The sequence below is a fragment of the Parolsenella sp. genome (assembly GCF_982402205.1).
In genome coordinates, this window is the sequence record NZ_CEVYAT010000068.1 from 1 (window position 1) to 8,285 (window position 8,285).

Genomic DNA, 8,285 nt, shown 5'->3' on the forward strand with positions numbered 1-8,285 from the left:
GCTCACGTGCTCGATGACATCTGCCGAGGCGTCGGGGTAGGCAAAGCTCACGTCGTCGAAGACGAGCTCGCCGCGCGGCGCATCGGCTGCCGGGAGCTGGGGGTTTGCGGGCTCCGCGATCGAGGTCTTGGTCCTGAGGACGTCGTCGACGCGCTCGGCGGCCACCTCGGAGCGGGGCAGCATGACCGAGACCATCGTGAGGATCATGAAGGCCATGACGATCTGCATCGTGTAGGACATGAAGGCCATCATGTCGCCTACCTGCATGACGCCGTCGTTCACGCCATGGGCGCCAAACCAGACGATCAACACGGTGACGCAGTTCATGACGAGCATCATGAGCGGCATCATGAAGCTCATGGCGCGGTTGGTGAACAGCTGGGTGCTCATGAGGTCGCGACTCGCGCCGTCAAAGCGCTCGAGCTCGTGGTCCTGGCGGCCAAAGGCGCGGATGGGCATGATGCCGTCGAGCATCTCGCGGGCGACGAGGTTCACGCGGTCGACGAACTTCTGCATCGCCTTGAACTTGGGCATCGTGAGGCCCATGAGCACGCCCACGACGGCGCAGACGGCAATGACGGCCACGCCGATGGTCCACTCGAGACCCGTGTGGGTGGCGAGCACGCGCAGCACGGCGACCACGCCCATGATGGGTGCCATGAGCACCATGCGGATGAACAGCGTGGTGGCCATCTGGATCTGCTGGATGTCGTTGGTGCAACGGGTGATGAGCGAGGCCTGGCTGAACCTGCCCACCTCGGCCGGGCTAAAGTGCATCACGGCGTCGAAGGTCTGGCGACGCAGGTCGCGGGCGATGGTGCAGGCGGTGTGCGAGGCCACGGCACCCGTGAGCACGGTGGCGACGAGCGACACGAGGCACAGGCCAAACATCTTGAGTGACATCTGCGAGAGGTAGGCGTTCTGCACGTCCTCGAGGCTGATGCCCTGGGCGGCGTACTGCTGCTGCACGTAGGTGATGGCGCGTTGCTTGACGATGGAGCCGCCCATGGAACCCATAGAGTCGCTCATGGCGCTCGCGGCGTCGACGAGCTTCTGCTGCGGGACCATGCCGGCCGCCACGGCTGCACGCACGGTGTCCATGTCGAGCGCGCCCGTCATACCGTCGGCGAGCGTCGAGGCGTCGACGCCCTGCTCGAACGACAGCACGACCGTCTCGGGCAGGCTCATGGCGTTGGTCACGGCGCCGTCCTCGGCACGGTCTGCCTCGGAGCCCACGTAGGCGCGTACGCCCTCGTCGTTGGCCTGCCCATAGGCGGCCTCTACGGTGTCCTGGTCGTCCTGGCTCATGAAGAGCTCGAGGTCGGACAGGGCGTCTGCCTGGATGGTGTTGGGCACGGGGCTCTCGATGCCGCCCTGTTGGATGCCCACGTCGACAATCTCGCTCATGTAGGTGGGCAGCGCCAGGTCTGCGTTGCAGCTGATGACGATGAGCGCGATGGCAGTGACGAGCGCCAGTATGTGGTTCTTGAAGAGCCTGATGATCTTCACGCGGCTATGCCTCCTCCTTGGTTGGTGGCAGCGGGAGCCCGGCCCACGGCGCGGCCTGCGGGGCTCCCCGGTGGATGGATATCTATGGTGTGCGCGGCGGCTGCGGCGCGCGCAACGCTCGCGACCCTCGCCCACTTGCGGGGCGCGGCGACGATGGCGCGCGTAGCGGGCTAGATGTGGACCTGCCGGCCTTCTGCGCGGCGGGCCTCCATAACCTCGCCGATGCGCCCCACGACGTGCACGAGGGACTCGGCGTCCTCGGGCCCCAGCTCCTCGAGGAAGCGCGCGATGAGGTCGAGGCACTCCTCGAAGTGCTTGCTTGCCACCTCGTAGCCCTTCTCGGTCACGAGCACCTCGACGCGCCTGCGGTCGTGCTCGCAGCCGCGTCGCTCCACGTAGCCGCGCTTCTCGAGGGCACGCAGGGTGTTGGCGATGCGCGCGTCGGACACGCCGGCCTTGCGGGCGAGCTCGCTGGGAGACATCGGGTGGCCCTCCTCGATGAGCGCCTGCATCACGGCAGGCATGCCGCGCGTGGCCTCGCTCACGGTGGGCTCGGGTCGCAGGCTCATGACCTTGCGACCCTCCCTCAGAAGCTCGAGGGCGCGCGCGAGCCACTCCTCGCTGGGCGACGTAGCGCTCGCGTCCCGCATAAGCCCGGAGAATGCGTCATGCTGGGTCATGCGTAACTCCTCCAAATAGTTTCTAGCATTAGTTTTCATTGTTAGGAATATAGCCATTTGGCTCCTCCGATTTCACGAGACCCCACATTGAGGTAGACTTCACATCAAGGACACAACATCTCGGCGAAAACTGCTTGCAGGGCGCTGGTGCTGTGCTATTCTTAACCAGCTATGCGTCGAAGGCGGTTGCAAGATGCGCCGCTTACATGGAGGTACAACAATGTCTAAGGTTTGCGCCATCTGCGGCAAGCACGCCGTTGCCGGTCGTTCGATCAGCCACTCGCACCGCGTCACCAACCGCAAGTTCCGTCCGAACATCCAGCACGTCACGGTTGTCGTCGACGGCCACAAGCAGAAGATGAACGTCTGCTCCACCTGCCTCAAGTCTGGCAAGGTCGCCCGCTCCTAGTAGCGAGCTCGCTGCAAACGCAGCTCATATGCATTGTCGGGGAGTCGCCGGTTTCGGCGGCTCCTTTTTTGTTGCCGCTCCCCCGTTGACCGGGCACGAGCGGCGCGACGCCACGACAAGGTGCGCACGTCCGGGTTCGCAAGCGGCACGCGACGCCGTGGAACGCATAGCCCGGGGCACGACCGACGCCGCCCGTGAGAACAAGGGGACGACACGAATATGGCCCCGCACCAGCAACTGCTCGTACGGGACCAACGCAATCGTTAAACAAGGACCTAGCGGATGAGAAACGCCGCCACGATGCCCACGTGGCAGGTGATTGCGGCGTCATCGGCGTCGATGACGTTCGAGATGCCGCGGTCGCGCAGGGCGTCGACGCGGAAGTGGTCGAGCTCCCAGCGCATGCCGCGCTCGCTCACCACGCTCGCGTCGGCAAGCGCCACGAAGGAGAAGTGACAGCCGCAAGCCCGCTCCCCCAGCTCCCACGTCTGGGTGCCGCGCGGCGAAAGGATGCGGCAGGTGAAGGCGTCCTCGACAAGCGAGGGCGCGAGGTCGGCGTTCGAGGCGAGCACCCCAAAGACGGCCAGGGCATGGTCCATACGACCAGCGCTCGCGCAGGTGACCGTGACCTCAAGGTCCTCGCCACGCTCCGAGGCGATCTGGCGGGCACAGGCAAAGCCCAGCGAGAGGTCGGTGTCGTACTTCGCGGGCGGAAAGAGCCGGATGCCCAGCTCACCGTGAAGGCCGCGAATCTGGGGCGTCTCGCGCACGTCGTCAGCGGGCGTCACGTCGAGGTGCTGGCCGGTGGTGGCCGCAGCCGAGGCGCTCGCGTGGTCGCGCACCCAGGCGAGGGTGTCCGCGCTCACGGTGTCGGCGTCGCCGCAAAAGGCATCGGGCACAATGCCCGCCGCCCGGCACGCCTCGGCACCACGGTCGATTGCCACGACCGTCTCGGCCTCGCGGGCAAGCTCGGAAAGGGTGGCTGCGCTGCTGGGCTCGGGAGAGCCCGCTACGAGAAGAACACGCATGGGAGCCTTAGGCCTCCTCGGGGCTGGGCCTGCGGGTGGCGTCGTCGAACGCCTCGATGGCCGAAAGCGAAATGCTGCCGTAGTTCTCGGAGTAGAGGTCGGACCAAGAGCGGATGAAGTTGGCGTCGCGCCCATCGTGGTCGTTGTGGATGCCAGCGACGTGGAAGCCCGCGCGGCGTGCGGAGCGCACGGCGAACGGGGCGTCCTCGAAGACCCAGGTCTCGGCAAGCGGTGTGCTCAGGCGCTCGAGCGCCTCGAGGTAGACGTCGGGGAAGTCCTTGTCGCGCCCGTCTCGCACGTCCTCCGTGCACAGGACGTCGTCGAAGTAGCCAAGCAGGCCGTGGCACTCGAGCGCACGGATCACGAGCTGCCGTGGCGTGGAGCTCGCGACGATCATGGGGAGGCCTGCCTGGTGCAAGCTCTCGACGAAGGCGTGGGCACCCGGCATCTCGACGATGCTGTTCTCGTAGGCGTGCGTCACGAAGTCATAGATCTTGACGAGCAGAGAGTCGGGGTCGTCGCTCATGCAGAACTCGCTGTGGAGAAACTCGCAGGCCTGCATCAGCGTCATGGCCTCGACGGTGTCGAGGAGCTCCTGCGTAGGCTCGACGCCATAGCCCAAGATGAGGGTCCAGAACATGTTCATCCACATGCCCATCGAGTCGAGCAGGGTGCCGTCGCAGTCGAAAATGGCGCCGGAGATCTTTGACACGGGTGCCTCCCCTAGGTTTGCCGCGGGCGCGGCGAGACAGATGTTTTAAGTATACGAGCTTGTCGAGGTAGCGTTCTAAACGTCGCGCCGGTGACACGCGAGCCAAAGTTTGGGTAAAGTATCTCCTGCGGCCGCAGGGCCGCATTTCTATGCACAGAGCTCGCCCGCGCGGCGAGGGTTCACGGAGGTTTTGGCACATGGCACGTTACGACTATCGATGCACCGGCTGCGGCAAGGTCTTTGAGGTCGAGCACCCGATGTCGGAGCGCCCGAGCATCACCTGCCCGAACTGCGGCAAGCCGGCCGAGCGCGTCTTCTCGGCCTCGAGCATCACGTTCAAGGGCTCGGGCTTCTACAACACCGACCAGCGCGGCGGCAACAGCGCCACCGACGCTACCTCGGGCTGCTCGGGCTGCCCGGGCCACGACTGCGCGAGCTGCGGCGCGTAAGGGGCTTGGCGGGAGCCTCGCTGCTCCGCACCGACCGAGCTAGCATACCCGCTGTGACCCATCAATGCGAGAAGGGCGCAACGCCACCCACGGCGTCGCGCCCTTCTTCTGTTTTGGGACAAATTAGCCCGGAGCCTTTCTGTCCCAAACCGCAGGTAAGGTGGGACAGTAAGGCTACGGGCGAAAGTGTCCCAGCTAGCGGTGGACGAGACGGGCGCAGAAGTGGCCGTCGGGACCACCCGCGCAGGGAATCGAGCGGTACATGCCGCGGCTAGTGACCCAGGAGAGAGCTCCAGGCTCGAGCGAGGCGATGCCGGGGGAGTCCGTCACGCTCGCGAGCTCGAAGGCACTGCCGGCGTCGCTCGCGAGGAAGGCATCGACGACGTCCTCGTTCTCGCAGGCAAGCACCGAGCAGGTGGCGTAGACGAGCGAGCCGCCCGGCGCCACGCGCCTGCTCGCGGCGGAAAGAATCGAGAGCTGCAGGGCCGGCAGTCCCTCGGGGTTCGCGGGATCGAGCGAGGAAGCCTCGAGCGTCCAGGGAATCTCGGGGTGACGGCGCATCGTGCCGGTGCCCGAGCAGGGGGCATCGACGAGCACGGACGAAAACGAGCCCGAGAGCTCGGCAGGCTGCTCGTCCTCGCCAAGCCTGGTGGCGTCGAACTCGGTGCAGCTCACGGTCCCGGCAAGGCCCGCCGTCTTCATACGCGCGCGAGCAAGAGCCACCTTGGAACCCACGAGCTCGCACCCCGCGATGGAGGGCGTGGCACCCAGCTCGTCCATGGCACGCGCGAGCAGCAGCGACTTGGTGGCGCGTCCCTGCCCCACCTCGAGGACATGGCCCTGGGCGGGAGCGGCCACGCGGCAGACGATCTGGGCCGAGAGGTCCGCGACCGCGACGTCGCACGACGCCACGAGCCCTGTGCGGGCAAGGCGCGCACCGCTCGAGAGCTTCCAGCTCGCGGGAAGACTCGTGGGCTCGCACTCGTCGGCCAGGCGCGAGAGATGGTCGGCGAGGTCCGCCGTGTCAACCTCCGCGCGGCCCTGGGCCACGTAGATGGGCGCGGGGTCGAGCGCGGCGCACGCCATCCTCGCGGCGTCGCGCTCCCCCAGCTCGGCAAGCACGGACTCGCACAGCCACTGGGGATAGCCCGAGGCAACGGCGAGGTCGAGGGTGCTGAGCGCGCACTCCTCGCCCTGGGCGAGGCGGCAGACGCGGCTGCGGGCGGCGTCGACCTCGGGGCGGCACGCCTTGACGCGGCGCAGCACGGCGTTGGCCATGCCCGCGGCGCGCGGTTGCACGCTGCGCACGAGCTCAACGCCCTGGCTCACGGCAACCTGCGGGGGCGTCTCGAGGTAGAGGACCTCGAACGATGCGAGGCGCAGGGCGTCGCGCACGCGGGGCTGGATGGAGCCCGGGCGGCTCGCGAAAGAATCGATGCGGCGGTCGAGCTCGCCTGCGGCGACGTTGACGCCCAGCACGAGCCTCGTGGCGAGCGAGCGCGCCTTGCGGCCGAGCGCGTCCATCTCGTGGGCGCTGCGGAGCAGGTCGCGGGCGCGGGCGCCACGGCGGCGCTGGAGCGACAGGAGGCGCAGCGCCGTGGTGCGCGCGGGGCTTGCGACCGTCATCAGACACGCTCCCAGGCAAGGTCGTCGCCGCGAAGTCCCGCGGCCCAGGCGTTCGCGGCCATCTGGCGCTTGCCGTCGGGCTTGACCTCGAGCACCTCGAGCGCACCGTCGGCGCAGCCCAGCACGACGCGGCCATGGCTCACGACCACGTGCCCCTGTGCCACAGAATCATCGCAGGTGGCGGCGCGCACGAGGCGCACGCCCTTGCCGGCGACCGCGCAGCGGGCGGGCGCGGCGTCGGTGCTCGCGAGCACGCGGCGCACGTTGTCGGTGGCGGAGTCGGCGGCATCGAGGCGCATCTCGGCCTTGTCGATCTTGTGCGCGTAGGTCACCAGCGTCTCGTCCTGCTGCGTCCAGGTGGCCGTACCGGCGGCGATGTCGTTGATGGCGTCGACGAGCGCGGCAGCACCGAGGCGGCCCACCTCGTCGAGCAACTCGCCGGACGTCTTGCCCGCGGCCGCGGTGCTCACCTGGGCGCAGTAGGCGCCCGCGTCGAGCTCGTGCACGACCTCCATGATCGAGGCGCCCACGAGCTCGTCGCCCGCGAGGACCGCGCGCTGGATGGGTGCGGCGCCGCGCCAGCGCGGCAGCAGCGACGCGTGCACGTTGATGCAGCCCAGGGGAAAGAGCTCGAGCAGGGCGTCGGGCAGAATGCAGCCATAGGCGGCCACGACGCACAGGTCTGCCCCGAGGGCGCGAATCTGGTCGATGACCTCGGGCGTCATGCGGTTGGTCTCGGTGACGGAGAGGCCCAGCTCCAGTGCCTTGGCCTTGACGGGGCTCGGCTCGAGGCGCTTACCGCGGCCTCGCACTGCGTCGGGGCGCGTCACGACGCGGCAGACCTCGAACGCATTGGCAACGGCCTCGAGGGAGGGCACGGCAAAGTCGGGCGTGCCCATGAAGACGATGCGCATGGGTGCTCCTCGCTACTCGGTCTCGCCGGGACGGGCACCCTCGGCCATGGCCCTCTCGCACTCCTGGAGCGCCTTGGCGCGCTTGAGGGGCGGCAGGTGGTCGACCATAGTCACGCCGTCGAGGTGGTCGATCTCGTGCTGCAGGCACACGGCCAGCAGGTTGTTCTCGGCCTCGTACTGCATGAGGTCGCCGTCGAGGTTCGTGGCGTGGACGATGACGTGGCTCGGGCGGTCGATGTCAACCGAGATGCCCGGGAACGACAGGCAGCCCTCGCTGAAGCGGCGCAGGGCACCGTCGGCCTTGACGATCTTGGGGTTGATGAGGACGTAGGGGTTCTCGCTGCCCTTCTCGTCCGTGTAGTCGCAGTCGATGACGACCATGCGGACCATCTCGCCGATCTGAGGGGCGGCGAGGCCGCAGCCGTCGGCCTCGTACATGTCCTCGAGCATGCGCTGGGCCAGGGCGCGCACGTCGTCATTGATCTCGGTGATGGGCTCGCAGACCTGCGACAGGCGCGGGTCGGGGGTAAGCAGGATGTCCTTGGTGCTCATGGCGCTCCTCACACAAGCCCCGCTAGCGGGGCGAACAGTCAGTTGCAACAATCATACCAACCAGCGCGCCCGGCCTTGCAAAGCCAAGAGAATTAGCACAGCGAACGACCGCTGGGACAGTGTCCTGGAGTTCTATTGTCCCAAATTGGGACAGTGTCCCGGAGACCTATTGTCCCAGCGGGCATGTCACAGCAGGTCGTAGGCGTCGACGTCGATCGAGAGCGCCACGTCGCGGCGGGCCGGCAGGGCGTCGGCCGCGACCGTGAGGACGGGTCCCACGTTGGCCGCGGCAGGGGCCTTCACCACCACGTGGCGACGGAAGCGGTCCTTGACCTTGGCGCGCACGCACTCGGCGGGGCCCAACACCTCCCACTCGCCCGGCAGGTCGAGCACGCGGGCGCGTAGC

Annotated in this window: 10 protein-coding genes; 2 read left to right on the plus strand and 8 right to left on the minus strand. The window is 67.6% G+C overall.

Translation table 11 applies throughout. From position 1 onward, the window contains the following. Together AC1VTH_RS04920 and AC1VTH_RS04925 are read right to left on the minus strand one after the other, a co-directional pair. Positions 1-1,509: ABC transporter permease (locus AC1VTH_RS04920; RefSeq protein ID WP_481335023.1), on the minus strand; the 1,509-nt coding region annotated here is incomplete at its 3' end. Positions 1,510-1,679: 170 nt separating this feature from the next. Next, positions 1,680-2,189 carry a MarR family winged helix-turn-helix transcriptional regulator gene (locus tag AC1VTH_RS04925; protein ID WP_481335025.1) on the minus strand — a complete coding sequence of 170 codons (510 nt, stop codon included), beginning with the start codon at positions 2,187-2,189 and terminating at the stop codon, positions 1,680-1,682. A 220-nt stretch (positions 2,190-2,409) separates the two neighbouring features. On the opposite strand from AC1VTH_RS04925, the gene rpmB reads away from it, so the two are divergent. Next, positions 2,410-2,598, plus strand: coding sequence for a 50S ribosomal protein L28 (gene rpmB, locus AC1VTH_RS04930; protein ID WP_293674020.1), 189 nt, complete (start codon positions 2,410-2,412; stop codon positions 2,596-2,598). Positions 2,599-2,873: 275 nt separating this feature from the next. Here rpmB and AC1VTH_RS04935 read toward each other — a convergent pair whose 3' ends face one another. Then, the gene (locus AC1VTH_RS04935; protein ID WP_481335027.1) at positions 2,874-3,626 is read right to left on the minus strand and encodes a thiamine pyrophosphokinase; all 753 of its coding nucleotides are present in this window, start codon (positions 3,624-3,626) and stop codon (positions 2,874-2,876) included. A gap of 7 nt (positions 3,627-3,633) precedes the next feature. After that, on the minus strand, positions 3,634-4,338 hold the full coding sequence (locus AC1VTH_RS04940; RefSeq protein WP_481335028.1) for an HAD family hydrolase: 705 nt from the start codon (positions 4,336-4,338) through the stop codon (positions 3,634-3,636). A gap of 197 nt (positions 4,339-4,535) precedes the next feature. On the opposite strand from AC1VTH_RS04940, the gene AC1VTH_RS04945 reads away from it, so the two are divergent. Next, positions 4,536-4,787 carry an FmdB family zinc ribbon protein gene (locus tag AC1VTH_RS04945; protein WP_481335030.1) on the plus strand — a complete coding sequence of 84 codons (252 nt, stop codon included), beginning with the start codon at positions 4,536-4,538 and terminating at the stop codon, positions 4,785-4,787. A gap of 195 nt (positions 4,788-4,982) precedes the next feature. On the opposite strand, the gene AC1VTH_RS04950 is transcribed toward AC1VTH_RS04945, so the two are convergent. The 4 genes from AC1VTH_RS04950 to AC1VTH_RS04965 all read right to left on the minus strand — a co-directional run. Continuing rightward, positions 4,983-6,413: an RsmB/NOP family class I SAM-dependent RNA methyltransferase gene (locus AC1VTH_RS04950; protein WP_481335031.1), complete on the minus strand. Its 1,431-nt coding sequence runs from the start codon at positions 6,411-6,413 to the stop codon at positions 4,983-4,985. Then, positions 6,413-7,327 carry a methionyl-tRNA formyltransferase gene (gene fmt / locus AC1VTH_RS04955; RefSeq protein WP_481335032.1) on the minus strand — a complete coding sequence of 305 codons (915 nt, stop codon included), beginning with the start codon at positions 7,325-7,327 and terminating at the stop codon, positions 6,413-6,415. Before fmt ends, AC1VTH_RS04950 begins: the two co-directional genes overlap by 1 nt. A 12-nt stretch (positions 7,328-7,339) precedes the next feature. Continuing rightward, entirely contained in the window at positions 7,340-7,879 is a 540-nt protein-coding gene (gene def / locus AC1VTH_RS04960) for a peptide deformylase (RefSeq protein ID WP_481335034.1), read from the minus strand. Between the two features lie 186 nt (positions 7,880-8,065). Beyond that, positions 8,066-8,285, minus strand: a 220-nt coding sequence (locus AC1VTH_RS04965; RefSeq protein WP_481335036.1) for a hypothetical protein, incomplete at its 5' end; no start/stop codon positions are given.